The organism is Streptococcus sp. C300 (assembly GCF_000187645.1).
In the GTDB taxonomy this organism is placed as follows: Bacteria; Bacillota; Bacilli; order Lactobacillales; family Streptococcaceae; genus Streptococcus; species Streptococcus oralis_CQ.
Genome location: NZ_GL732468.1, coordinates 157081 through 179646 on the forward strand (window position 1 = coordinate 157081; position 22566 = coordinate 179646).

Consider the following 22566-nt stretch of genomic DNA (forward strand, 5'->3'; position numbering starts at 1 on the left):
CCTTCTGCAACTGCATCCGTCAAAGTTTTCTTCTACGATGCTTGCACAGTGGTCACAGATAACTGCGTGGTAGCTGCGTTCTGCAGTAGTTGGGTCGATACGACGGCAACGGTCACAAACTTCACCTGCAGCGCGTTCAACTGTAAAGGCAACATCCTCAAAGCTAACTGCGCCTTCTGGAGCTGTACCTTCAGCGATGTTCAATTCTGACACGATCAAAAGTTGAGCTACATTGCTATCCACTGCTCCAAGAAGAGTTTTCACCACTTCATTTGGATAAACTGTCAAGTGTGCTTCGAGTGATTTACCGATAACTTTTGCATTACGCGCTTCTTCCAAGGCTTTTTGAGCTTGTCCACGGAAATCCATGAAGGCTGACCATGTATCCAAGATTTCTTCTTGGTTGGCAAAAGTTTCTGCTTCTGGCAATTCTGACAATTGAACAAATTCTTCAGCTTCAAACTCAAGATATGACCAGATTTCTTCTGCAGTGTGAGGAAGGATTGGTGTCAAGAGTTTGGTGATTTTGACAAGAACGTCATAGAACACAGTCTGCATTTGACGGCGTTCGAGTGATTTGGCACCTTCGATGTAAACAACGTCTTTAGCGAAGTCAAGGTAGAAGGCTGACAAATCAACGTTGATGAAGTTCACCAAGGCCTTGTAGATTGTCAAGAATTCAAAGTTGGCATAAGCATCACGAATCGTTTTCACAAGCTGGTTAAAGCGGATGGTCATGTACTTGTCAACAGAACGAAGCTCATCGTAAGCTACTGCGTCTTGAGCTGGGTTAAAGTCAGATGTGTTGGCAATCAAGAAACGAAGAGTGTTACGGATCTTACGGTAAGTTTCAGAGACTTGGCTCAAGATATCCATAGAGATACGCACGTCATTGCTTGAGTCCACACTTGTTACCCAGAGACGCAAGATTTCCGCACCAAATTGTTTTTCAACATCACTTGGAGCAATGGTATTTCCAAGAGATTTAGACATCTTCTCACCTTTACCATCAAGGGCAAAACCTTGTGACAAGATTTGTTTGTAAGGAGCAACGCCATGGTTAGCAACAGATGTGATAAGTGATGAGTTGAACCAACCACGGTACTGGTCAGAACCTTCAAGGTATAGATCTGCTGGATATTTGAGTTCTGGACGGTTGACCACTACTCCATTCCATGATGAACCTGAGTCAAACCATACGTCCATGATATCTGTTTCTTTCTTGAACTCGCCATTTGGTGAACCTGGATGAGTAAATCCTTCTGGCAAGAGGTCCTTAGCATCACGTTCCCACCAGATGATAGAACCGTGTTCCTCAAAGAGTTGAGCTACATGTTCAATAGTCTCAGCAGTCATGATTGGCGTTCCGTCTTCAGCATAGAAGATAGGAAGGGGAACTCCCCAAGCACGTTGACGAGAGATAACCCAGTCGCCACGGTCACGAATCATATTGTAAAGACGAACTTTACCCCATTCTGAGTGGAACTTCACTTTTTCAATTTCATCCAAGATTTCTTGGCGGAATTTAGATACAGAGGCAAACCACTGTGGAACAGCACGCCAGATGATTGGTTTCTTGGTACGCCAGTCAAATGGGTATGAGTGAGAGATTTCTTCTTGAGCAAGGAGCAAATCGCCCAGTTTTTCGATAACAGTCGGCACAACCTTGTCATAGAACTGACCCGCAAATTCAGGACCAGCATTTTCCATCATAATACCGCGTTCGTTAACTGTTACAGCAACTTCAAGGCCGTTGGCAACACCAACATTGTAGTCGTCCTCACCAAAACCAGGGGCTGTATGGACAATACCAGTACCAGAGTCAGTCGTAACGTGGTCACCCAGGATTACCAACTCATCTACAGCCGTATCCCATGGGTGGACTGTCACAATGTGGTTCAATTCTTGACCACGGTAAGTCGCCAAGACTTGAACATCCGCCCAACCAAATTTCTCAGAAAGACTATTCAATAATTCTGAAGCAACTACAAACTTACGAGATTCACCAGCTGGTTGTACCAATACATAATCAATATCTGCTCCAACTGTCAAACCACGAGAGGCTGTAATGGTAAATGGTGTAGTGGTCCATACGACAATATAAGTATCCGTATCTAGAACACCTTTTCCGTCTTTGACGCGGTTAGCATAGTAAAGGGAAGTTGAAAGCAAGTCATGGTACTCAATTTCCGCTTCAGCAAGGGCTGACTCAGAAGACCATGACCAGTAAACTGGCTTGGCACCACGGTAGATATAGCCTTTTTTAGCCATCTCACCAAAGACACGGATCTGAGCTGCTTCATAGTCTGGAGTCAAAGTCACATAAGGATTTTCCCAGTCACCAGAAACACCCAAACGTTTAAAGTCTTCACGTTGTTTATCAACTTGAGAAAGAGCGTACTCGCGGCAAAGTTTCAAGTACTCAACCAAGTCCATTTCTTTGCGTTTAACACCCTGTTTTGCCAAGACTTGTTCGATTGGCAGACCATGAGTATCCCAACCTGGGATGTAAGGAGCGTAAAATCCAGACATAGACTTAGAACGAACAATAATATCTTTAGAAATCTTGTTCATGGCATGTCCAACGTGGATATTTCCGTTTGCATACGGAGGTCCATCATGCAAGGTGAAATGTGGTTTTCCTTGGTTCAATTCTTGACGACGTTGGTAAAGTTTTGCTTCTTCCCATTCTTTTTGCCAAACTGGTTCTTTGGTTGGAAGACCAGCACGCATAGGAAAGTCTGTTTTCCCTAGATTGAGGGTTTCTTTAAGTTTCATTGTTACTCCTTTAATTTAAAATGACAAAATAAAAACCACGATTCGCAAAAAGGACGAAAATCGTGGTACCACCTTTGTTCGAAAAAAGACAGGGTCTCTTTTCCTCTTTTCCCGTAACGTGGGGGACGTCTAGTCTTACTGTTTTCGGACTGGATTGCTTGAGAGGATAATCTAACCACTAGGGATTGCAGGACTCTCACCATCTCCCGCTCGCTGAAAATATAGTTGGTTGGATCTTGTTCTCACATTTTTTTTATAGGATAAGAACAGATTCTTTGTTTGCATCGTCCTCAGTTGTTGCAGTAGCTTCTACTTCAACTGACTCTTCATGCTGGTCACTTTCTTCTGTCTGTTGATTTTGTTGAGCTTCAAACTCAGCTAATTCTTTGTTGCCAGCCTCGATACGAGCTTGTAATTCAGCAACCTCTTCTGGTGTGAATTGACGAGTCATATCAATAGGTTCTTCCTCTGGTTGTAAAGATACAGTTTCACCAAGAACTTCACCCACCACTTCTTTAAAGGCTTCATCACTTGTCTGAAGGTAAGTAGCTGTTGGGCGAAGAATATCTTCCCAATCAGATGACTCAACAATTGCTAACTGACTTTCAATCGTAGACTTGAGGCGTTGATGGAATACACGGCTCTTGTTCTTCAACTCTTCTGTCTCAACAGCCACTCTCTTCGCATTATCTGTAGCCTGACGGAGAATTTCATTTGCCTTGTATTTCGCTTCTTCAAGCAAACGCTGAGCATCTTGTTCAGCTTGTTGAATAATATTGTTTGAACGTTCTTGAGCAGCTTGTTTAACACGCTCTGCAGTATCTTGAGCAATCAAAACTGACTGACTCAAGGAATCCTTCATCTCATCAAAGTAAGACAAACGTTCTTCCAAACTCTTGATGTGTGTCTCTTTATCGTGATTGCTACGAACCAAGTCTTCGTAGTCACGAACAACGATATCCAGAAATTCATCTACTTCTTCTGGATCAAAACCTCTAAATCTTGTACCAAAGGTTTTATCTTTAATTTCTAACGATGTAATTGGCATACTTTTCCTCACTTACTTAATAAAAAATAGAATCATTAATTGCTTCTGGTTCTTGCTCGCTTGTTACTGTTCTCTTAGGAATATCATTCGTATAATAGGAAAGACGTTCTTCTAGTTTTTTGATATAGAGTTCAGTTTCATCTTTGTATCGAATCATCTTCTCTAATTCAAAGTAAATCTTATCTAGAAAGAGGTCAACTTCTTCCTGATTGTAGCCTCTGAATGTTCTTGAGAAAGCTTTATCACTTATTTCTTGTGGTGTAATCGACATATTTTTTCTCACTTGCTTAAAAGTAGCCGGACTATTAGTTTTTTCTTATCCTTTTTGGTCTGACCATTGTCTTTGACAACTTTCAAACGACCAAACTTTCTCACACTGATCAAATCTCCAACTGCGACCTGGTAATCACTTTTTTCAACCAGATGATAGTTCACCTGGACAGATTTTTTCTCAATCAGTTGACTAGTTTGATTTCTAGATAATTTCAAGGCACTTGATAAGAGGGCATCCAATCGAAAACTCGAAACTAAAATTTCTCGTTCTCTATAATCAATTTTAGACAAAATCCTATCGGTAAAAGGACGTTCCTCCAGCGATACAGGAAGTCTGCCAATCTTTCTTATTCCATCCTGAAAAAGAGGAATGAAATCACGATTGACAAAAATCTGTGCTCTCTTTTCATCTACCAAGATATCACCAAATAATTTACGGTCAATTCCTAGTTGGTTGATGATTGTTCCCAATATTTTTCCATGACTCAGTTGTTCAAACTTACTCGGATAGCAAATTTCCAACAAGGCCATTTCAAAGTCTGATATCTCCGGTTCAAAGTAATCTGGATAGAGAAGAACTCGAACCGACTCTGTCGGAAGAAAATCACCACTACTTTGGCAACCCAGTCCATATGTCCCAGCTAGCACCCTTAAGATCTGTTCCTGATGGGGATTGATAAAAGGAGTAAGTACCGGTGCATATGTATCTTCTACCCGCTTGATCCACTCTAATCCCTTATCAATAAAGGGAATATCATCTTGGGAAAAATGCTGATAAATGGCTCGATTTACTGTCATAGTAATAGGACTAGTCGTGTTAAGAGATTTCCAACAAACTGAATCAAAATCAGCGCTGCCCAAACTGTAAAATCAAGACCAGCAAATTGTAGATTGAGCTTACGAAGTGGCTCAATAACTGGGCGAGCAAGTCTGATAACTAAGCGACCTAGTTGGCTTTCATAGGCATTTGGAAACCATGAAAGAAGAGCAAATGCAACGAGAATGATGGAATAAATGCTAACCGCATTTTGGATTAAACGGATTAAGAAAATCATTATCTTGCTCTATTTCGTTTAATATCAAAACCAAACTCAGCGCTTTGTGATTCATCTGGAAGTTTGATATCTTCAATATTCACGATAACGTTGACAGGCGTCAATAGATACATCGTACTCGCAACTTTTTTCATATTCCCAGCTAAGACATGGCGGGCTCCGTCCAAGTAATCAAGGCAACGACGGGCTTGAACCTCTGTCATATATTGGAAATCAATCAAAATACTTTCATTTCCAGCCAACAAATCTACAATCTCAGTTGCATCTTCATATTTTCTTGGATAGCGAACGTCAATTGTCACTTTCTCATCTGAACGATGGCTTTGCATTGCCAATTCTTGCTGTCGCGCATGAAGACGAGTAATATTTGCATCTTTTGCTGATCCTGACTGAGCAGGTGCTGGTAATTCTTTAGAAGTTGAGATGGCTGGGCTAACTGTTTCCTCTTGTTGAGTCTGGTAGTTAGTCGTTTCTTCTCCGTCTTCTGTAAAATAATCTATAAATTTATCGAATCTATCTTTTAAAGACATAGCTCTCTCCTATTTAAAAAATGCTGTACCAATTCGAACAAAGGTTGAGCCGAACTGAATCGCTTCTTTAAAATCACGACTCATTCCCATGCTTAGCTCTGTCATCGGTATATTAGGGATTTGTTTTTCTCTAATTTCTGCTTGCAGAGCCTGCGTATCCTTGAAAATTTCTTTCAATTCATCACTGTCTGCCTCAAAAGGAGCCATGGTCATTAAACCAACATACTCAATCTGATCTAACTTAGCCAATTCTGGCAAAAGTTCTAGCAATTCTTCTTTTGAAAACCCATGCTTGCTTTCTTCTCCAGAAATATTGACCTGCAAGAAACACTTGATAACATGATCTGTTCTCTTTTGAATTTCCTGGGCTAACTTAAGGGAATCTAAAGCATGAAAGTAATCCACATATGGGATTACTTCTTTCACTTTCCGTCTCTGTAGTGTTCCTATTAAATGCCAAGTAACTGGGTAATCTTTCAAGGCCTGATATTTTTCTAAAAATTTATCGACTCGATTTTCACCTATATGACGGACACCAAGCGGAAGCAAGGCTTCCGCTGTTTGTACATCTACATACTTTGTCACTGCGATTACTGAAACAGCATCTAGAGCACGGTTGGCTTCTTGACTAGCATCAGCTATTTGCTGAAAAACTAATTCAGTATTTTTTTTCAAATTCATTGATTAACGATTTTTGAAGAATGGAGGTGTATCCAATTCATCTTCATCTTGTGAAACTGGTGTTTCGAAGCGTTCTACTGGTGAAACAACTGGATCTGTTTGGCGCACAATAGACTCACGACGCAAGTCCCAGTCTCCAAAAGCAGACGCTTGGTTTGTTTCAAAACGACGTGGGCTTGATTTAGGCAATTCTGCTGTCTCTTCCAAGTCGAATTGACGGTCAAATGTGTGCGCTTGTGGAGCTTTAGTTGTTGGACGTCCAACTGGTTGGTTGTTACGAGCTCCAACTACTTTTTCCACTCGCTCTTGACGAACACCTGTCGCTACAACTGTAACACGGATTTCATCCTTCATGCTTTCGTCAATTGATGTTCCAAGCCAGATGTTTACACCTTGGCCAGCTGCTTGGTTGACAATTTCTGAAGCTTCTTCTGCTTCAATCAAGGTCAAGTCAAGACCACCAGTAACGTTGACGATGACATCCTCTGCACCATCGATAGTTGTTTCAAGAAGTGGAGAGTAAATTGCTTTACGAGCTGCTTCAACAACACGTTCTTCACCACTACCGATACCGATACCCATAAGAGCATTTCCTTTGTTTGCCATTACAGTTTTCACGTCAGCAAAGTCAAGGTTAATCAATCCTGGGTTCGTGATCAAGTCAGTAATCCCTTGAACACCTTGGCGAAGGACATTATCTGCTTCGCTAAGAGCTTCAAGAAGTGGCGTTTTCTTATCAACGATTTCAAGCAAGTTGTTATTAGAGATAATCAACAAAGTATCAACATGCTCGCGAAGTTCGTTGATTCCTTCTACAGCGTACTGGCCACGTTTGCTTCCTTCAAATCCGAAAGGACGTGTCACAACACCAACTGTAAGAGCACCAAGATCTTTAGCGATACGTGCAATAACAGGGGCTGCACCTGTACCAGATCCACCACCCATACCTGCAGTGATAAAGACCATGTCCGCTCCAGTGATAGCTTCCGTCAAAGCTTCTTCACTTTCTTCTGCAGCTTTACGTCCAACTTCTGGACGTCCTCCAGCACCCAAACCACGAGTCAATTTTGGACCAAGTTGGATAACTGTTTCTGCTTTCGTACTGCTAAGGGCTTGTACATCAGTGTTGGCTGCGATAAATTCTACACCAGCAACACCCTCGTCAACCATGCGGTTGATGGCGTTACCACCACCACCACCGACACCAATTACCTTAATAACTGCGCCTTGAGCTGCTGCTGTATCAAATGAAAATGTCATAATTTCTTATCCTCTTTTATTCATCAAACATGCTTCCGATCAAACCACGGAAACGTTCTGTTAGCTTCGGTTTACTTTGAGAACTTGCTTGGAATTCTTCCTTAGGAGCAACTGGAGCATCCGTCACAGTTTCAGCTGGAGCTGCTTGTGCTGGACTTGGTTGCGCTACTGGATTCAAACGTTGATTTGGAATGCCAAAGTTGATTGGTTTTTGACGAAGGAACTCATCTCCTTTAACTGCTTTTTGAGCAAGAAGATTGACTTCAGTCAATTTACCAGCAAACTCAGACAAGCTAATCACGTGAGCAAATGCAGGGTTGCGAATTCCAACTTGATTTGGTACATGGAGTTTTACGCGAACACCAAATACTTCTTGGGCTAATTCAACAATTCCTGGCAAAATTGCATTTCCACCGATAAGGACGATACCTCCTGGCAAATCCAACAAGTGTCTTCTTTCCAACTCTTGTTTGATTTGGTCAAAGATATGTTTGATGCGTGCTGAGATAATTTCTGCCAAGTAGCTTTCTGTTACTTCAACAGGTTCTACTTCACCAATTACTTCAACTTGGAAAGTTTCGTTACTTGCTAGTGGAACGTAAGCTTCACCATAGTTCAGTTTCAAACTTTCTGCAATTTTTTGAGATGTTTTCAAGACTTTAGAAATGTCTTTAGTAACGTAATCTCCACCTTCTTGGTAGATGTTAGTGAACTGCAATTCTTGGTTGCGGATAGTCGCTACAGTAGTCTGACCTCCACCCATGTCAATGACAGTCGCACCAAATTCGCGTTCGCCTTCGTTAAGAACGGAGTTGACAATTGCCAAAGGTGAAATAATCACATTATCAACATGAATACCTACACGCTCAACCGTCTTGCGAAGATTGTGTAGAATCGTACGAGGACCTGTGTAAAGCAGGCCACGCATTTCCAAGCGAACACCCATCATACCACGAGGGTCACGGATACCTTGGAAACCATCCACGATGAATTCTTCTGGAATAAAGGTAATCACTTCACGGTCAGGAGTCATGCTCTTAGTCAAAGCTGATTTGACAACATTTTCAACATCTTGATCCGTGATTTCTTTGGTATCTGAAGTTACAGGAATCATTCCTTGTGTTGGTTCAACTTGCAAGAGGTTTGCTGGAAGGCCAACGTTAACAGACTTAATAGAAATACCAGCTTTCTCTTCTGCCTGTGTGATTGCGGATTTGATTGCTGAAGCAGCTGCTTCAATATCAACAATAATTCCGTCTTTGACACCTTTACTTTTGGCATTACTAACACCAATTACATTTACTTCGCCATCTCTATGCTCAGCTACTAGCACTTTAATCGAGCTAGTTCCGATATCTAAGCCTGTAAAAAAACCATCTCTAGTCATTACATCGCATCCTCTCTGTCTTCCAAGTTTCTCACTTCTATTTAATAACTATGTTTGGGCATAGCTATTCAAAGAATATTATAACACAAAAAATCCAATCGTGCTTAGTTTTTGATAAAATTCCTGCATGTTTTTTGAGAAAATTCTAGAAAAATTCTTCTTCTAAGAGATTATTTGAAGTTAACGTTCACAATTTCCTTTTTGTTTCTTAAAAATCCAAAAAAGAGAAGATCATTTTAGATCTTCTCTTGAATAAATTCTTCCGATTTTTGTTGTAAAAAATTTTCTACTAATTTCCCTGTTAAGCGAATTGCTATCACTATAACAGTCGAAACAATGAGATAATTTAAGGGCTGGCCGAAACTTCCAACAAGTGGTGGTTTGTTTAAAAAGCCATAATCCCCACCTACAACTAAGTTGACAACCCATATCAAGCCATTTAAGGCAAAGGTAATCACCACCACATTCTTCAAATCGAGAAGGGAAGGTTGATAGTTTCTAAACAAGTATAGGAGCGCATTTCCTAAAAGGGCAACATGTCCGATAATGAAGGACAAAATGGTCACGTGTGGAAATGGGTAGGGATCAAAGAGTGGGTAAGCCAGTGCTGCTGTTGCTCCAAAAGTTCCTAAAAGGGCAAAGTACTGTTTGTACTTGGATGTCCCTGGAATTAAGAGCATCACAAACATGGCGATACGGCAATGATAGAAGGGCAAACTTTCTGACAGAGGCATGAGATTCCCCCAATACCAGCTATACAGAACAATCAGTTGAACAGACTGAAGAATCTGAATAAAACGCTGGTAAGCAACTTTGTCGCGAAAACGATAAGAAGCATAAAAAGTAAGAGCCAATAAACATAACAAACCAATGTACCAGTGAAGTTCAAACTGGGGCGGTTCTGATATCTGTGTGGTAAATAATTTATCCCACAAATTCATATTCTATTCCTCGTTCATCTAGCTAGAGGCAGTAAAAAAAAATTCACTCCCCCCAGCTTTTAAATTTTTTGAAAAAACTTGATTCTATGCCATGCATAGAATACTTGAGTCTTAAATTCGCAACCTATTATATCATTTGTATTGCAGAAATGCACCTTGTAGATACCCTTTTTTGATTTGTCGACTTCTCTAGCATAAACTAATCGATATATTGGTCTCTTTGTCCTTTATAAACTTGCCAAATAATCTCCATTTGCTCCTTGGTGATGCGTTTTTCAGATAAGACTGGCAATTGGTCAATGGCAAAAAATTGAAGCTCAGCAATTTCTTGATTTTCTTGAAATTGTCCATCAAGAAGCTTACATTCAAAGACAAACTTTGCATATTGTTTGCTCTGTAGTTGGAAACGATTGGTATCAAAAACTGCAAGTAACCTTTCAGCTTTTGCTGTAAAGCCGGTTTCTTCTTCAATTTCTTTAAGAATATTTTCGGTTGGAGAATAGCCAACTTCACCAAAACCACCTGGCAAAGCCCAACTATCCTCACCTTTTCCTCTAACTAAACATACTTTTTCATCCTCAACAATCCAAGCACGGACGTCCATCAGAGGAGTTGCATAAGCGGACGTTGGTTTCAAGACTTCTGCCACTTCTTCTGCATCAAGGTCTGATACCTGATTCAACATTTCAGATAACAGACTTCGCAAGTCCTCGTAACGCTCACGGTCGAAAGGATCTTTTGTAAAGGTTAATCCAGTATCCGTAATGGCTAGCATTCTTTGCAGATACTTGGCAAAATCACTTGCATTCATTTTCTAAACTTTCTACCAACTTGGCTAGATTCATGGAGTTAGAGCCTTTAAGCAAAATTTGGTCATTGGCACCGAGGCTTTCCTTAACCTGCTTGACTAGGTCTTCAAATTGGTCCTCATCAGCTGTTTTTTTGAAGTAGAAAACGTGACCGATTGGAAACATTTGACTGGCAAGTTGGGCCAATTCTGCGATATCTTCTCCATAGAAAATAACGGTATCAAGCACATCTGGTGAGAGACTCAAAATCATCTGGTTATGGAGTTGAACAGACTGGTCACCGAGCTCCTTCATGTCCGCCAAGACAGCGATTTTCTTTCCTCCTTCGTTGGCTAGAATAGCCGAAAAAGTCTCTAAAATCAACTTCATAGCAGTTGGATTGGCATTGTATACATCAGACAGAATATCTGCTCCATTGGCTGCTTTCTTCCACTCAGTACGGTTACGCGTCAATTCCAGATTTTGGAAGGCCTGATGAATTTGCTCCTCTGACACTCCTTCTTGAAGAGCCACATAAGCAGCAATCATAGCATTGGTAGCATTGTACTTACCTGTCACTGGCAAATCGAGGGCTTGTCCCAAAAAATTCGCCTTAAAGGTCAGACTATCCTTGCGCTCAATCAAGTCTGTGACTTCTAAATCAGCTCCTTGCCCAAAACGGACCACTTTTTTATCTGTAGGCAAGTAGTCCTCTACGATCGGGTCAGCTGGTGCCAAAAGCAAAGAATCTGGTGCCATACCATCAGCAATTTGCATCTTCCCTTTAGCAATCTCCGAACGGTCTTTGAAAAAGGCCAAATGAGCCTCTCCAACCAAGGTCACAATGGCTGTCTTAGGATGAGCCAATTTAGACAAGAGATGGATATCTCCCAAGTGATCCTGCCCCATCTCCAAGACCAACTTTTCAGTATCATCAGGCATATGAAGAACAGTATAAGGAAGACCAATCTCGTTATTGTAATTGCCCTGAGTTTTGTAGGTCTTGTAGGTTGTTGACAGTAAATGCGCCAACATATCCTTGGTCGTTGTCTTACCATTTGAACCCGTAACGGCAAAGACATCAACTGCCGTTTTTTCAAGATAGTAAGCTGCGAGGGTTTGAAAGGCAGACAACACGTCGTCTACTAGAATGTAAGGATAACCTTCTACTTCCTTCTCAGAGAGGGTTACTGCTGCACCATTTTCAAAAGCCGTTTCGATAAAGTCATGACCATCACGCGCACCTTTGAGAGGCACAAATAAATCACCTGTCCCAATCAAACGACTGTCAAACTCAGCCTTTTCTAACTGAGCATCCGCAAAAAGACTAACGTCATTTTTAGCTCCAACAGCTTGGGCAACTTCATGGATTGTTAATTTCATTTCTACTCCTTTAAAAAGGGTTGAAGTCCAAGAACTCTAGTCACCATGCAGTGATAGTTCTGGCTTCTACCCTCTCTTTCATTTTTATAGCAAATGCGCTTCGCGCTTGTCAAAACTTTGCTTAGCAAGGTCAACCAAATGCTCGATTAGTTCTGGGTAGCTGATTCCCATATTGTCCCAAAGTAGTGGATACATAGACCACTGAGTAAAACCTGGCATGGTGTTAAGCTCGTTTAGGAAAATCTCGCCCTTATCTGTATAGAAGAAATCACAACGAGACAGACCGAGGCCACCGATCGCACGGAAGGCAGTTTCTGCATTATGACGCATGACAGCTACCACATCATCACTAATCTTGGCTGGGATGTCCATGGTAATCTTGTTATCGATATACTTGGCATCGTAGTCATAGAAGGCAACATCCTTGACCACTTCACCTGGCAAAGTGCTCTTCACATCGTAGTTGCCCAAGAGACCAACCTCAATTTCACGCGCATTCACCCCTTGCTCTACTAAGACACGACTGTCATATTGGAAGGCGAGCTCCAAAGCTTGACGGAGTTCTTCTTGGTTTTCAGACTTAGAAATACCGACACTAGAACCCATGTTTGACGGCTTCGTGAAGACTGGATAAGTCAGTTTTTCTTCAACTTCAGCTATTTTAGCAGTCACATCATCACCTTCGACGATGGCTACATAAGGAACTTGAGCAATCCCGGCAGACTCCAAGACACGCTTAGTCGTGATTTTATCCATGGCAAGGCTGGATGACAAGATATTGCAGCCGACATAAGGCATTTTTAAAACTTCCAAGAATCCTTGAACAGAGCCATCCTCTCCCATTGGGCCATGAAGAACTGGAAAGACCACTGCACCTTCTTCATAGATGGAACTTGGCGCTATTTTCTTGTCCCAGTCAATAGTCGCATTGGTCATGAGACGATCTTCTTGACCTGGAGTCTGGCTAAATTCTTGCGTTTTGATAAAGTCACCTGACTGGCTGATGAAGAAAGTCTTGACTGTGAAACGGTCGTAGTTGACCGCACGCATAACACTTTCAGCTGAAAGGACAGAGACTTCACGCTCTGCACTACGTCCACCGTATAAAAGAATAATCGTTTGTTTCATATTACTTGTCCTAATTCTAATAGAATACTCGTTCTTTAGTATATCATATTTGCTTCTTTTTTGAAACTTGAACATGGTACTAGAATTCAAGAAACATAAAAGGAGACCAATAACATCAAAGTCGGTCTCCTTAATTTTCTTATGAATAAATTTAGTTCGTAAATTGTCTACTCCTACAACTCTGTCCGATTTTCAATAGCTCGTAAGAGGGTGACCTCGTCCGCATACTCGATATCTGCTCCCACGGCTAGACCTCGTGCTAGGCGAGTGACCTTGATACCAGCTGGCTTGAGCAAACGAGAAAGGTACATAGAGGTCGCTTCGCCATCTGCCGTCGCATTGGTTGCCACGATCACTTCTGAAACCTCGTTATCCATAAGACGGGTCATGAGACTCTTGAGGTTGATATCGTCTGGGCTGATACCATTCATCGGAGAAATGAGGCCGTGCAAGACATGATAGAGTCCATGGTATTCTTGGATGTTTTCCATAGCAGCCACATCGCGACTATCCTCTAACACCAAGATGGTTGTCTGGTCTCGAGTCGGGTCCGTACAGATCGAGCAAGGATCATCATCCGTTAAACGGCCACAGATGGAACAATAGGTCAATTCCCGTTTAGCAGACAGGAGATTTTTGGCAAATTCATTGACATCGTCATCAGACATTCCAATGGTATAGAAGGCTAGGCGGGTAGCCGTTTTAATCCCGATACCTGGTAACTTTGAATAGCTATCAATCAGCTTGGCAATAGGTGTTGGATACAGCATAAGTTCCTTTCTAATTCATTGGATGGTGTTGGTGATAAAGATTGATAATGTCGCGTGCAATCGAAGGTCCGACACCGTTTGTAAGGTTGGTGTTATGAGGAAAGACGACTGCGACCGCGATTTGGGGATTTTCGGTCGGTGCATAGGCGACTGCGTTGGTATTATTGGCTTTTTGACCGCCATTAACGTAACTTTCAGCAGTACCCGTTTTCCCGCTGATGGAAACGGCTGCGCCATTTGAAAAGGCACGACCAGTTGTCAGAGCACTCGTTCCATGCGAAACTTGATAGAAACCTTGCTGCAAGATAGCCATATCTGATTCTGAGATATTGACCTTGTTTAGTTCCTTAGTGGCTGTTTCTTGAACCAGACTGCCTAAACCACCTTGTTCATTATTTCCATAAATCCCCTCAACAATGTGAGGTGCAATCCGAACACCATTGTTGGCAATGGTTCCAACATACTGGGCCAATTGCATTGGAGTATAGTTATCAAACTGGCCAAATGCATTGGTAATGTAATTAGCAAAATTATACTCTTTTGGTATAAAACCAGTTGACTCATCTGGAAGGTCGATGCCCGTTGAAGCACCTAGACCATATTCCGCAAATGTCGCACGCAATTTCCCCATAGCTGATTCCAAATTACTAGTTCCAACAAACATATTAGGTTGATAAGTTTGACCCATGATACCCAAAGCCGTTTGAACCATGTAGGCATTAGATGAATACTCCAAAGCTTCTACAGCTGTAATCGGAAATGAACCGTAGGCCTGAGTGTACCAAGAATTAATCGGAGCTGAACCTTGGAAGACAATCGGTTGGTCTGTCAAGGTTTGATTGCCTGACAAGACTCCATTTTCCCAACCAGAGCTGATAGTTGCTGCCTTAACAACCGAACCTGGGACAAAGACATTGGTTACCGTTCCCAAGGAATCAGGTGTTAACTCTCCCGTTTTCAAGTCATGTTTGAGCCCTGACATAGACAAAACTGCACCGGTTTTAGGATTGAGGGCTACGGCGTAAACCCCTTCAGAGTACTTTGCTCCACCGTTACCCAACTCTGAGTTGAAGTAGCTCTTGAGTAGGTCGTCCACACCATTCTGGAAAGCTAGGTCAATCGTTAACTTGATATTGTTTCCTTTGCTTCCTTCTTCAACATTTTCCACACTTTCCATATTTCCGTGTTTGTCGAGGTGGATTTCCTTGACGGAACGTTTGCCTTGAAGAACATCTTCATATTGCTTTTCAAGATAGGAAGTTCCCACTCGGTCATTGAGAGAATACCCTTTTTTGAGATAAGCATCAACTTCCTCAGCTGGAAGTCCTGACTTTTCATTTGAAACGCTACCGACGATTGTCGATAAAGAAGTGTCCAAGACTTTACGATCCCATGAGGTTGAAATGCTGATACCTGGTAATTCCTTGGACGCTGATGCAACGAGAGCAACTTGGGTATCATCTAAGGCATCCGTAGAAATGGTTCCTGTTGCAAAATTTTCAACAGCATTGAGCTGACTAAAGAGATAGATTTCCTTTTTCTGGTCATCTGTATAATTAAGTTGACTCACGTCAATGCTTTCAACCGCATTATTGTAAAGTGTCGCTTCCGATAAGCGGTTCCCATCTGAATCCAGGCGTTTATCGCTTGGCAAGGATTCGACTGTTTTTTTGTAAATATCCTGGTCCGCCAAGTAATAGTCTGCAATTTGTCGATCAGTCAGATCAGGGGAGGTTACATTTACATATGTGAGGAGTTTCTTGGCTGTCTCCTTCAATTCAGCTGCTGTCATTTTATTGTTTCGTGTGAAAGAAACAACTTGCTTGACAGTATTTTCTACCAAGGGTTTCCCTGCCGCATCATAGATCTGTCCACGAGCTGAACTGGTTGTTACCCTTGTTTGGCTGGCTGAAGCCAATTTTGTTTCATAAAAATCTTTATTTAGCACCTGCATGTATAACAAACGACCAATAATGGCCATAAAGAGCAGGATAACAATCGCAAATAATAAATTAAGCCGAATCGGAATCGAATGGCTATTAAATTTTCTCATACAACTAAGACTCTTTTCTAGAAAAATTCCCGATTTCCACCTTTATTTTCCCTAAAATAATAGAGTAAATAGGTAAAGCTCAGTACATTTCATTGTACCATATTTTACGGAGAAACTCTTGGAAAAGTCGAAGCATTTTTTGACTTTTAACTGAAAATGCCTTTTTATTTGGTTATCCTATTTTCTATGATATAATGATAGTAATAGTTAGGAAAGCGTTAACTTTTAAGACTTTGACTCATAAAAAGGAGCCTCATGAACAAGCCAGATATCGCAACCATAATCGACCTCCATTTTGAAGAATTAACCGAGCTCGAGCAAGAAATCGCTCGCTATTTTTTGCAAGCTGAAACGATCCAAGATGATCTCTCTTCTCAGCAAGTTACCCAGAAATTACATATCTCCCAAGCAGCCTTGACCCGCTTTGCCAAAAAGTGTGGTTTTGCAGGCTACCGAGAGTTCGTCTTTCAATACCAGCATCAGGCTAGTAAACCGGACACTCATTCGCACAAACACAGTCCTTTGACTAAACGTGTTTTGAGAAGCTACAGTATCATGCGAGAACAAACTCAGGATTTGATTGACGAAGAACAACTGGAACGAGTTGCCCAATTAATCGATGACGCTGAACGAGTTTACTTTTTTGGGACGGGAAGTTCTGGTCTGATTGCCCGTGAGATGAAACTGCGCTTTATGCGTCTAGGTGTTGTCTGTGAAGCTTTGACCGATCAGGATGGCTTTGCTTGGACGACTAGTATCATGGATGAAAATTGTCTGGTACTTGGCTTTTCTCTATCAGGCACTACTCAATCCGTCCTCGATAGTTTGCTGGATGCCAAGGACATGGGGGCCAAGACCATCCTCTTTACCAGCGCTCCAAACAAAAACAGTCAGGCCTATACCGAAACAGTCCTTGTCGCAAGTCATAGTCAGTCTTCTTACATCCAGCGTATTTCCGCTCAACTCCCTATGCTCATTTTAATAGATTTGATTTATGCCTACTTTTTAGAAATCAATCGCGAGAGCAAGGAAAAAATCTTTAATAGTTATTGGGAAAATAAAAAACTCAATGGCTATCGTAGGCAAAAACGCGTTAGAAAATCCTAGTTTGGCTTAACCAAACTAGGATTGTTTTTGTTTTGATACTCTTCGAAAATCTCTTCAAACCACGTCAGCTTCGCCTTGCCGTACTCAAGTACTGCCTACGGCTAGCTTCCTACTTTGCTCTTTGATTTTCATTGAGTATAAAATGATAATTGGAGCATAGGTGATCTTCCCAATCTTTCTCTTTGTGCTAATGCCTTTTTTATCTGGGCTTTTCAATTCTTCCATAAATCTTCCATTCCGTTTTTGAATGTTTGACAACAAAAAGGAAGTATCGCTATTTACTTTAACTTCCTCTTTAATGGTTTTATTTAATTGTTTCGCTTCTACAAACCGAGATTTGAATATATGAGTATAAAGATCTTATATTTTAATAATTACTCTAATTAAACCAGTGGATTAAATGTCTAATATTTCTAAAATCTCTCCATTTTTATATTTTAACTCTATTTTTTCAATCAGTTCTTTTCCTAAATGTTTACTAAAGGTGCTTAGTTCTGAAGAAATTTCAAAAATAATATCATGTTCAACACTATCTGGAATAAAATCTGAATTATAACTATCTTTATTCGACCAATAATTCCAATTCACATCCGTTCTTTCATAATAAACATAATTTTGTTTTCTTGTAACATATACTCTTTTATTAGTTAATTTTCTTCCGTCTTCAGATTTGAAAAAATCAGAATATAATTTCATGCCTTCAAATTGCTTATATTCTCTGATTTTATTATTTGAAACGTTTAATTTTATTTCTTTATATTCCATAATTTACCTCCATATATTCAAAAATTGGACAAAAGTGAAAACCAAGGAACCCAAGGAAAACAAAATTCCAATTTGTCAAATTCTCGTTCATCTCATTATATCACTTTTTTCTTTTTGGACTAGGTTTAGTATTTAGAAAAAAAGTAGAGTGCTTGTTCCGTCTTCTAGGGCTATCTCCTCTCATATATTTTTCGATGGTAGGAAATCTGCTCCTATCGTTCTTTTTTTGTAATTCTCTTTGTCTTTCCACTACTTTTCATATACTTGACAGTTTTTCTATCATCAAAAAAAATTAAGCAAAACATTTTTCACTCAACTAGTGATTAAGTGTTCTGCTTAATTCTATAATTCCAAACTAGGATTGTTTTGTTTTGAAATGATGATAGGCACCTAGCATACCAGCAGTATTCTGATGGTGGGCAAACTCAAGTCGAGTCTTGTCTGCCAAACTTGGAACAAGTGCATCTTTCAAAGCCTTTCGAATTTTAGGTTTCAGAATAGCTTCCTGTCCCATGATGCCGCCACCGAGAATGACCACTTCTGGATTGGCAACGTAGCAAACATTTGCCAGACCTTTCCCGAGGTAATCTACCATACGGTCAATGCCAGCCATGCAGACCTTGTTTCCTTCTGTGGCCTCCTTGAAGATGCGTCGCCCATTCCACTGGTCGACTGAGTCACCATGAGCTGTTGCTACATACTCTACCAAGGCTGTCGTAGAAGCCAAATCTTGAAAAGCCCCATCCTGCATATGCATATAACCGACTTCACAAGCTGAATTGCTAAATCCATGGAAAACTTTCCCATCCATAATCAAGCAACCACCGATACCTGTTCCAATGGTCAAGCAAAGTGTGACACTCGCTCCCTTGCCTGAACCAGATACTGCCTCAGCCAGACCTGCACAGTTGACATCATTTTCAATCTCACAAGGAATCGCAAATCTCGTCTCAATTTCCTTCTTGAACTGGGTTCCTGCATAGTTGGGAATCTGAGGACCAGCATAGAAAATCTCACCCTTATCAGGATCCACCATCCCTGCCGAAGAAATGGCAACACCTGCTACTGGGCCTTTTTCTAAATAGCTGGCTACGATATCTTTTGTCTTTTGTAAGATATGAGGTCCACCCTTTTGCGCCTCAGTTGGCATTTCATGCGATTCAACAAGTTGGCCTTCTTGGTCAATCAAACCATATTTGATGTTGGTTCCACCGATATCAATTGCAACGTAGTGTGTCATAAATACCTCCTTATGGATTAGAGGAAGCGCTCCTTGGTTTCACGAATCAATTGTGCTGCTGCTTCTACAACTGGGCGATCTTCTTCGGTTACTGGCGTCAATGGCGAACGAACTGATCCGATGTTAAGTCCTTCATTAATCTTCAAGACTTCTTTGATCACACCGTACATATTTCCATTTGCAGCAGTCAATTTACCAATGATTGCGTTGATAGCGTATTGCAATTCACGCGCTGTTTCCAAATCTTTCTTAGCAATCAACTCATTAAGTTTCAAGAAGAGTTCTGGCATAGCACCATAAGTACCACCAATACCAGCTTTGGCACCCATGAGGCGACCACCTAGGAATTGTTCATCTGGACCATTAAAGACGATATGGTCTTCTCCACCAAGGCTGACAAAGGTTTGGATATCTTGAACTGGCATAGAAGAGTTCTTAACACCGATAACACGAGGATTCTTCAACATTTCAGTGTAGAGACTTGGAGTCAAAGCAACACCTGCCAATTGAGGAATATTGTAAATCACGTAGTCTGTGTTTGGAGCTGCAGCACTGATATCATTCCAGTATTTGGCAACTGAGTATTCTGGCAAGCGGAAGTAAATCGGTGGAATCGTTGCAATGGCATCTACATCCAAGCTTTCCGCGTGGCGAGCAAGCTCCATACTATCTTTGGTATTGTTGCAGGCAACATGGGCGATGATAGTCAATTTTCCTTTGGCAACTGCCATGACTTCTTCCAAAATCAACTTGCGGTCTGCCACACTTTGGTAGATACATTCACCAGAAGAACCATTGACATAGAGACCTTGAACACCCTTATCAATGAAGTATTGAACCAAGGCACGCGTACGCTCTGGACTGACTTCTCCTTGATCATCATAACATGCGTAGAAGGCTGGAATGACACCTTCGTATTTTTTCAAATCTGACATAGATTTTCTCCTAAGATTTCTTTTTTTCTGCTGAGAGCAGTTCTATTTTTTACAAATTTAGTATACACCTTGTGAAAATCGCTTTCAATATCTTGTATACACTTAGATTTTAGTTTCTACTTGTATTTTAGAAACTGTAACGATTGAAAGTAGTTTCAGAAATACCTCATCCTACTGGTATTTGGCGAAAATTTTCTCCATCAATCCTGCTTGGAGAAAGACCAGCAAACCAAAACCAAAGAGGATAAAAGCTGACCCACCCAAAAGGAGAGTGAAGGCGGATAGATAAAGAACCATCACTATGAGAAAGAGAATGGCTAACATGAGGAAGAACCAAGGAAAGTTAAAACTTGCCAAGATAAGCCCTTTTTGCAGCACTTCTTTCCAAGACAAATCATAGCGTGCAGCGATGGGATAACTAGCCAACATCACCAGAGTGAGGAAGATGAGAATCCCCAAACAAATAGCTTTCACAATCTGGAAAGGTAAAGCTGTCTGGCCCCAGAAAAGATAGAGGTCTAAAAGACTTAGCAAAACTATGCCCAACTCTAGCAAACCTAACTGGAAACCCAGTTTCAGATTTTGCTTGAAGGCTCTTAGATAAGTTCTAAAGACTGGTACCCGTCTGCTTCTCTTAATCTCAAACATGGTTTCATAGAGGCTGATTTTCGCCACTCCAATCGTCACGATGGGCAAACAAGAGACGACAAAAAGAAGATTGACTGTGACGATATCCAAGACCTTCTCACTGAAACGCATGAGAAAATTATCTGTATCAAATGCTGCCTTGATAAGGCTTACTCCTTTTTGTGCCATGTTTGCTCCTCCTGATTCTTTTAATCAATCAAAATTTTAAAGAGATACTTGCGAACTTTTTCTTCCATCCCTGCGTAGCCATTTGGCTGGTGAGGTTCTCCTGGGAAGAAAATCGCAAAATTGTGATAGCCCAACAAGAGTGGGTAGCGTTCATGACAATGGACAAAACCAATGTCACTCGCTTCGTCGAATGCTACTGCTTCATCTTTGATACGTGAACCGTAGCTCGAATATTCATGTCCTTCTACCAGTAAATGCAAGTCTGCATAGTTCTTATGGTGCTCAAACTGATCATTTTCAGCTTGATTGAGGACATTTTCCTGAACAACTAGAAAGACCTTGTCCCCGTCAATCTCATACTTACCGAGTTCGAAAGAATCCTTACGGTGCTGATAGAGATAGTCGATAGCCTTGTCTAGGTTGGGATGGATCCCCTTGTAAAAGGCGATGTTTTTCAAATCGTCAAAAATCATACTGTTTCCTTCGTTTCTGATAGTTACTAGTTTTCAGTTCCGAATTATCCTTCCTCTATCTCCCTGTAACAGTGCGGACGGAAGCAAATTCCTTCGGAATTTCATTCCTAATTTTTGAGCCTTTCACTCCTTCATCATCAGTCTCAAAAATTCCGTCTAAGATAAGCGTAAGTTGCTTATCTTAGATACCACTAAAGCGGGAAATAGCAACAATAAAACGAACCTACTCTAACTAGTATCATGAAAAGAGTTCATTCGTAAGTTTATAAGTGTCTGACAAAACTTCACGAAGTAACTGCATACTCTCCATTTTGTAGACACTTATAACTCTGTATTCTCTTATACTCAACGAAAATCGAAGAACAAACTAGGAAGCTAACCGCAGGCAATACTTAAGTATGGCAAGGTAACGCTAACGTCGTTTAAACTCGATTTTCGCAAGGTCTTAACCTTTAACCGCTCCCATAGTAATCCCTTGAGTGAAGGATTTTTGGAAGACAAGGAAGACGGTTACGATTGGCACTGCTGCAAGAGCTGCACCTGCCATGATCAAACCATAGTTGGTTGCCATTTCGGCCTGCATGGTCGCAACCCCGAGTGAGATGGTCAAGTTTTGACGTGAAGTCAACATAACCAACTGCATAAAGTAGTCGTTCCAAGTATTGATGAAGGTAAAGATCGCAAGGGCTGCAAATCCTGGTTTCACGATAGGGAAGGCTACGCTCCAGAAAGTACGAATCTCACCACAACCGTCGATTTTAGCTGATTCAAGCAATTCTGTAGGGATATTTTCACTGAATTGTTTCATAAGGAAGACCCCGAATGGCCATCCAATCAAAGGCAGGATAACTGCCCAAAGAGTATCGTGAATTCCCATGAAGTTGACGATACGTACCAATGGTACAAGGACAACTTGTTTTGGAAGAGCCATGGCAGCGATAAAGACTGCAAAGAGATCTTTCCAGAGCAGGCGCATGATCCCTGCAAAACCGATCTTGCGGGCTTCAGCATGGACATTGTTAAAGTTTTCGATAAATTGTGTGTATTTTTTTAGTTACTGTTTTCATTAATTTTCTCCTAATCTGCTTGGTAAATGGCATCGATAGCCACTTTTGCTGCTTCATAATTGCCTAGATAATCCTCGCTAGATAAACT

21 protein-coding genes and 2 pseudogenes are annotated in these 22566 nt (G+C 41.1%); 1 reads left to right on the forward strand and 22 read right to left on the reverse strand.

Annotated features, from left to right (window positions below; genetic code table 11):
• The 15 genes and pseudogenes from ileS to pbp2b form a co-directional block, all read right to left on the reverse strand.
• Positions 1–2778 (reverse strand): annotated as a pseudogene (ileS, locus tag HMPREF0849_RS07035) (isoleucine--tRNA ligase); the annotation flags it as partial.
• Between the two features lie 253 nt (positions 2779–3031).
• Positions 3032–3826, reverse strand: a complete 795-nt coding sequence (locus HMPREF0849_RS07040; RefSeq protein ID WP_001123190.1) for a DivIVA domain-containing protein — start codon at positions 3824–3826, stop codon at positions 3032–3034.
• 16 nt (positions 3827–3842) lie between these two features.
• Positions 3843–4097: a DivIVA domain-containing protein gene (locus tag HMPREF0849_RS07045; RefSeq protein WP_000028989.1), complete on the reverse strand. Its 255-nt coding sequence runs from the start codon at positions 4095–4097 to the stop codon at positions 3843–3845.
• 8 nt (positions 4098–4105) lie between these two features.
• Positions 4106–4897, reverse strand: a complete 792-nt coding sequence (locus HMPREF0849_RS07050) for a YlmH family RNA-binding protein (RefSeq protein WP_000217810.1) — start codon at positions 4895–4897, stop codon at positions 4106–4108.
• Positions 4894–5154 (reverse strand): YggT family protein, encoded by a 261-nt coding sequence (locus tag HMPREF0849_RS07055; RefSeq protein ID WP_000576501.1) that lies wholly within the window; start codon positions 5152–5154, stop codon positions 4894–4896. The genes HMPREF0849_RS07050 and HMPREF0849_RS07055 overlap by 4 nt, the downstream gene beginning before the upstream one ends.
• Complete coding sequence (locus HMPREF0849_RS07060) at positions 5154–5684, reverse strand: cell division protein SepF (RefSeq protein WP_000053370.1); 531 nt, start codon at positions 5682–5684, stop codon at positions 5154–5156. The genes HMPREF0849_RS07055 and HMPREF0849_RS07060 overlap by 1 nt, the downstream gene beginning before the upstream one ends.
• 9 nt (positions 5685–5693) lie before the next feature.
• Positions 5694–6365: a YggS family pyridoxal phosphate-dependent enzyme gene (locus tag HMPREF0849_RS07065; RefSeq protein WP_001049615.1), complete on the reverse strand. Its 672-nt coding sequence runs from the start codon at positions 6363–6365 to the stop codon at positions 5694–5696.
• 3 nt (positions 6366–6368) lie between these two features.
• Positions 6369–7625 carry a cell division protein FtsZ gene (gene ftsZ / locus HMPREF0849_RS07070; protein WP_000144263.1) on the reverse strand — a complete coding sequence of 419 codons (1257 nt, stop codon included), beginning with the start codon at positions 7623–7625 and terminating at the stop codon, positions 6369–6371.
• Positions 7626–7641: 16 nt separating this feature from the next.
• On the reverse strand, positions 7642–9012 hold the full coding sequence (ftsA, locus tag HMPREF0849_RS07075; RefSeq protein ID WP_000196342.1) for a cell division protein FtsA: 1371 nt from the start codon (positions 9010–9012) through the stop codon (positions 7642–7644).
• Between the two features lie 236 nt (positions 9013–9248).
• Positions 9249–9953: a YwaF family protein gene (locus HMPREF0849_RS07080; RefSeq protein ID WP_001055269.1), complete on the reverse strand. Its 705-nt coding sequence runs from the start codon at positions 9951–9953 to the stop codon at positions 9249–9251.
• 199 nt (positions 9954–10152) lie between these two features.
• Entirely contained in the window at positions 10153–10764 is a 612-nt protein-coding gene (locus tag HMPREF0849_RS07085; protein WP_000994197.1) for an NUDIX hydrolase N-terminal domain-containing protein, read from the reverse strand.
• Positions 10751–12124 (reverse strand): UDP-N-acetylmuramoyl-tripeptide--D-alanyl-D-alanine ligase, encoded by a 1374-nt coding sequence (locus HMPREF0849_RS07090; protein ID WP_000778730.1) that lies wholly within the window; start codon positions 12122–12124, stop codon positions 10751–10753. The genes HMPREF0849_RS07085 and HMPREF0849_RS07090 overlap by 14 nt, the downstream gene beginning before the upstream one ends.
• Before the next feature lie 84 nt (positions 12125–12208).
• Complete coding sequence (locus HMPREF0849_RS07095; protein ID WP_000814665.1) at positions 12209–13252, reverse strand: D-alanine--D-alanine ligase; 1044 nt, start codon at positions 13250–13252, stop codon at positions 12209–12211.
• 173 nt (positions 13253–13425) lie between these two features.
• Complete coding sequence (recR, locus tag HMPREF0849_RS07100) at positions 13426–14022, reverse strand: recombination mediator RecR (RefSeq protein ID WP_000966752.1); 597 nt, start codon at positions 14020–14022, stop codon at positions 13426–13428.
• A 10-nt stretch (positions 14023–14032) separates the two neighbouring features.
• Positions 14033–16075, reverse strand: coding sequence for a penicillin-binding protein PBP2B (gene pbp2b, locus HMPREF0849_RS07105; RefSeq protein WP_001224837.1), 2043 nt, complete (start codon positions 16073–16075; stop codon positions 14033–14035).
• Positions 16076–16330: 255 nt separating this feature from the next.
• Between pbp2b and HMPREF0849_RS07110 the strand changes: the two genes are divergently transcribed.
• Positions 16331–17182 (forward strand): MurR/RpiR family transcriptional regulator, encoded by an 852-nt coding sequence (locus HMPREF0849_RS07110; RefSeq protein WP_001039474.1) that lies wholly within the window; start codon positions 16331–16333, stop codon positions 17180–17182.
• An 84-nt stretch (positions 17183–17266) separates the two neighbouring features.
• Here the strand turns inward: HMPREF0849_RS07110 and HMPREF0849_RS10570 are convergent, their stop codons facing one another.
• The 7 genes and pseudogenes from HMPREF0849_RS10570 to HMPREF0849_RS07140 form a co-directional block, all read right to left on the reverse strand.
• A complete protein-coding gene (locus HMPREF0849_RS10570; RefSeq protein WP_198002048.1) occupies positions 17267–17407 on the reverse strand; it encodes a hypothetical protein in 141 nt (46 codons plus the stop codon).
• 171 nt (positions 17408–17578) lie between these two features.
• Positions 17579–17947 (reverse strand): EXLDI protein, encoded by a 369-nt coding sequence (locus HMPREF0849_RS07115; protein WP_000455801.1) that lies wholly within the window; start codon positions 17945–17947, stop codon positions 17579–17581.
• Positions 17948–18302: 355 nt separating this feature from the next.
• Positions 18303–19187 (reverse strand): ROK family protein, encoded by an 885-nt coding sequence (locus HMPREF0849_RS07120; protein ID WP_000150264.1) that lies wholly within the window; start codon positions 19185–19187, stop codon positions 18303–18305.
• Positions 19188–19204: 17 nt separating this feature from the next.
• Positions 19205–20122 carry a dihydrodipicolinate synthase family protein gene (locus tag HMPREF0849_RS07125; RefSeq protein WP_001281466.1) on the reverse strand — a complete coding sequence of 306 codons (918 nt, stop codon included), beginning with the start codon at positions 20120–20122 and terminating at the stop codon, positions 19205–19207.
• A 171-nt stretch (positions 20123–20293) separates the two neighbouring features.
• Positions 20294–20938: a YesL family protein gene (locus HMPREF0849_RS07130; protein ID WP_000057501.1), complete on the reverse strand. Its 645-nt coding sequence runs from the start codon at positions 20936–20938 to the stop codon at positions 20294–20296.
• A 20-nt stretch (positions 20939–20958) separates the two neighbouring features.
• Positions 20959–21411 (reverse strand): YhcH/YjgK/YiaL family protein, encoded by a 453-nt coding sequence (locus tag HMPREF0849_RS07135; RefSeq protein ID WP_000575430.1) that lies wholly within the window; start codon positions 21409–21411, stop codon positions 20959–20961.
• A gap of 445 nt (positions 21412–21856) precedes the next feature.
• Positions 21857–22366: pseudogene (locus HMPREF0849_RS07140) on the reverse strand (carbohydrate ABC transporter permease); the annotation flags it as partial.
• Positions 22367–22566: the final 200 nt, after the last annotated feature.

Bases quoted from the DNA above. Each gene is read 5' to 3' on its own strand.
- HMPREF0849_RS07040 (WP_001123190.1), bottom strand. From the start codon at position 3,826: ATGCCAATTACATCGTTAGAAATTAAAGATAAAACCTTTGGTACAAGA.
- HMPREF0849_RS07045 (WP_000028989.1), bottom strand. From the start codon at position 4,097: ATGTCGATTACACCACAAGAAATAAGTGATAAAGCTTTCTCAAGAACA.
- HMPREF0849_RS07050 (WP_000217810.1), bottom strand. From the start codon at position 4,897: ATGACAGTAAATCGAGCCATTTATCAGCATTTTTCCCAAGATGATATT.
- HMPREF0849_RS07055 (WP_000576501.1), bottom strand. From the start codon at position 5,154: ATGATTTTCTTAATCCGTTTAATCCAAAATGCGGTTAGCATTTATTCC.
- HMPREF0849_RS07060 (WP_000053370.1), bottom strand. From the start codon at position 5,684: ATGTCTTTAAAAGATAGATTCGATAAATTTATAGATTATTTTACAGAA.
- HMPREF0849_RS07065 (WP_001049615.1), bottom strand. From the start codon at position 6,365: ATGAATTTGAAAAAAAATACTGAATTAGTTTTTCAGCAAATAGCTGAT.
- ftsZ (WP_000144263.1), bottom strand. From the start codon at position 7,625: ATGACATTTTCATTTGATACAGCAGCAGCTCAAGGCGCAGTTATTAAG.
- ftsA (WP_000196342.1), bottom strand. From the start codon at position 9,012: ATGACTAGAGATGGTTTTTTTACAGGCTTAGATATCGGAACTAGCTCG.
- HMPREF0849_RS07080 (WP_001055269.1), bottom strand. From the start codon at position 9,953: ATGAATTTGTGGGATAAATTATTTACCACACAGATATCAGAACCGCCC.
- HMPREF0849_RS07085 (WP_000994197.1), bottom strand. From the start codon at position 10,764: ATGAATGCAAGTGATTTTGCCAAGTATCTGCAAAGAATGCTAGCCATT.
- HMPREF0849_RS07090 (WP_000778730.1), bottom strand. From the start codon at position 12,124: ATGAAATTAACAATCCATGAAGTTGCCCAAGCTGTTGGAGCTAAAAAT.
- HMPREF0849_RS07095 (WP_000814665.1), bottom strand. From the start codon at position 13,252: ATGAAACAAACGATTATTCTTTTATACGGTGGACGTAGTGCAGAGCGT.
- recR (WP_000966752.1), bottom strand. From the start codon at position 14,022: ATGCTGTATCCAACACCTATTGCCAAGCTGATTGATAGCTATTCAAAG.
- pbp2b (WP_001224837.1), bottom strand. From the start codon at position 16,075: ATGAGAAAATTTAATAGCCATTCGATTCCGATTCGGCTTAATTTATTA.
- HMPREF0849_RS07110 (WP_001039474.1), top strand. From the start codon at position 16,331: ATGAACAAGCCAGATATCGCAACCATAATCGACCTCCATTTTGAAGAA.
- HMPREF0849_RS10570 (WP_198002048.1), bottom strand. From the start codon at position 17,407: ATGGAAGAATTGAAAAGCCCAGATAAAAAAGGCATTAGCACAAAGAGA.
- HMPREF0849_RS07115 (WP_000455801.1), bottom strand. From the start codon at position 17,947: ATGGAATATAAAGAAATAAAATTAAACGTTTCAAATAATAAAATCAGA.
- HMPREF0849_RS07120 (WP_000150264.1), bottom strand. From the start codon at position 19,187: ATGACACACTACGTTGCAATTGATATCGGTGGAACCAACATCAAATAT.
- HMPREF0849_RS07125 (WP_001281466.1), bottom strand. From the start codon at position 20,122: ATGTCAGATTTGAAAAAATACGAAGGTGTCATTCCAGCCTTCTACGCA.
- HMPREF0849_RS07130 (WP_000057501.1), bottom strand. From the start codon at position 20,938: ATGGCACAAAAAGGAGTAAGCCTTATCAAGGCAGCATTTGATACAGAT.
- HMPREF0849_RS07135 (WP_000575430.1), bottom strand. From the start codon at position 21,411: ATGATTTTTGACGATTTGAAAAACATCGCCTTTTACAAGGGGATCCAT.